Genomic DNA, 2,167 nt, shown 5'->3' on the forward strand with positions numbered 1-2,167 from the left:
ATCGCGGACGATCTCGGCTTGGAGACCGCCGTCCTCGACCCGATCGAAGGACTGACCGATGACACGGCCGACGAGGACTACTTCAGCCTCATGCGGGAGAACCTCGCAGCGATCGAGGCCGCCAACGGCTGCGGCTGATATATGCGAGTGCGCCACGCCGCGCCGGAACCGGTGGGACGCGCGCAGAGTTGTACGGTCGGACATCATGAACTCGCACAATGGTCGGCCCTGGGGCATCTGCCGCATGACGGCCATCCGCCCCGCGGTGCGGGGCGCCATACACGTGCCGGGAGCCTGAAATGAGCGAACAGCCCACGGCCTCGGGCAGCGTCGTCGACGCGCGCCGGGTCACCGTGAAGCTGGGCGAGCAGCCGGTGCTGCACGGCGTGGACTTTCACGTCAACGCCGGTGAAGTCGTCACGCTGCTGGGCGCGAACGGCTCAGGCAAGTCGACGCTGGTGCGCGCCGTCGTCGGGCTGGTGCCGGTCGCTGAAGGTGAGATCACTCTGTTCGGCCGGCCGTTGGCAGGGTTCCGTGACTGGCGACGCGTCGGGTACGTTCCGCAACGCACGACGGCCGCCGGCGGCGTCCCGGCCACCGTGACGGAAATCGTGGCGTCGGGCAGGCTCGCCCGACGCACCCCGTTCCTGCCGGCTTCACGAACCGACCGTGAGGCCATCGAACGAGCGATAGATCTGGTCGGGCTCGCGGACCGGGCCAATGACGGGATCGACACCCTGTCCGGCGGCCAGCAGCAGCGCGTCCTGATCGCCCGTGCCGCAGCCGGCGAGCCGGACCTGCTGGTGCTCGACGAACCGAATGCCGGTGTCGACAGACGCAGCCAGGAGGCTTTCGCCAGGTCGCTACGGACGTTCGTCGCCTCCGGCCGCACTGTCCTGCTGGTGCTGCACGAGATGGGTCCGTTGGCGCCGCTCGTCGACCGTGGGGTCGTGCTCGACACGGGCCGCGTCGTCCACGACGGACCGATGCCGGTCCCGGCAGAGGCTTCAGCCCACCCCCACGGGACGGAACCGCATGCCGGTCCACAATCCACCGGCACGGGAACCGCGAGCCCGCAAACCGCGGGCGCCCCGGCCGAGCCCGATGCCGGACACTCCGGCAGGCCGCCCCTAGGGCCGGCTGCCGCGGGTGTCCCCGACGCTCACCCGCACGGTGCCGACGAACAGAAGGGGCCGTTCGGATGGAACTCCTAGAATACGATTTCATGCAGCGCGCCATCCTGGCCGCGCTTCTCACCGGCTTGGCCGCTCCGGCCGTCGGCACCTACCTGGTGCATCGCCGGCTGGCTCTGATGGGCGACGGCATCGGTCACGTCGCCTTGACCGGCGTGGCTGTCGGTCTGCTCACCGGATGGGCACCCGTCTGGACCGCGGTGGTCGTGGCGATCGCCGGTGCGGTGACGATCGAACTGGTGCGTGCCTACGGCAAGGCGTCGGCCGACGTCGCGCTCGCGATGCTGTTCTACGGCGGCATCGCCGGCGGGGTGTTGCTGACCGGCTTGGCTGGGAGCACGGCGGCGACGCTGAACACCTACCTGTTCGGCTCGATCACCACCGTTTCGCCGGACGACCTCTGGGTGATCGCGGTCCTCGCGATCGCCGTCATCCTCTTGTCAGTCGGGCTCGGTCCGCAGCTCTTCGCCATCTGCCAGGACGAGGAGTACGCCCGCGCATGCGGGATCCCGGTCCGGCTCTACACCATCCTCATCGCGGTCATGGCCGCCGTCACGGTCGCCGTCGCGATGCGCACCGTCGGGCTGTTGCTGGTAAGCGCGTTGATGGTGGTGCCCGTCGCGACGGCGATGCAAGTGACACGCGGGTTCCGGACGACATTCGCGCTGGCCTTGGGGCTGGGAGTGGTTCCGTCACTGGCCGGCGTCGTGTACTCCTACCACGTCGATGTCGCACCTGGGGCGAGCATCGTCGTGATCGCACTCGCCGGGTTCGTGCTCGCCTGGCCGCTAGGCACCCTGGTGCGGCGGGCTCGTCGCGCCAGGAAGGCCAGCGCGGAGGATCCTCGCGTCACTGGCGCGCACGTGTTCGCTGAGGAGCACCCGCACGAACACGACGACGAATGCGGCCATCCGGCCGTGGAGCACGGTGACCACACCGACTATCTGCACGATGGCCACCTGCACGCTGCCCAC

Annotated in this window: 1 protein-coding gene and 1 pseudogene; both read left to right on the top strand. The window is 69.4% G+C overall.

The window, feature by feature from the left end; translation table 11 throughout:
• Positions 1-299: 299 nt before the first annotated feature.
• A pseudogene (locus tag ELR45_RS12420) lies at positions 300-1,058 on the top strand (metal ABC transporter ATP-binding protein); the annotation flags it as partial.
• Positions 1,059-1,201: 143 nt separating this feature from the next.
• Positions 1,202-2,167 (top strand): metal ABC transporter permease (locus ELR45_RS12425; RefSeq protein ID WP_165367715.1); only part of this gene is annotated, 966 nt, incomplete at its 3' end.

Source organism: Phytoactinopolyspora endophytica, assembly GCF_004138495.1.
GTDB classification, from domain to species: domain Bacteria; phylum Actinomycetota; class Actinomycetes; order Jiangellales; family Jiangellaceae; genus Phytoactinopolyspora; species Phytoactinopolyspora endophytica.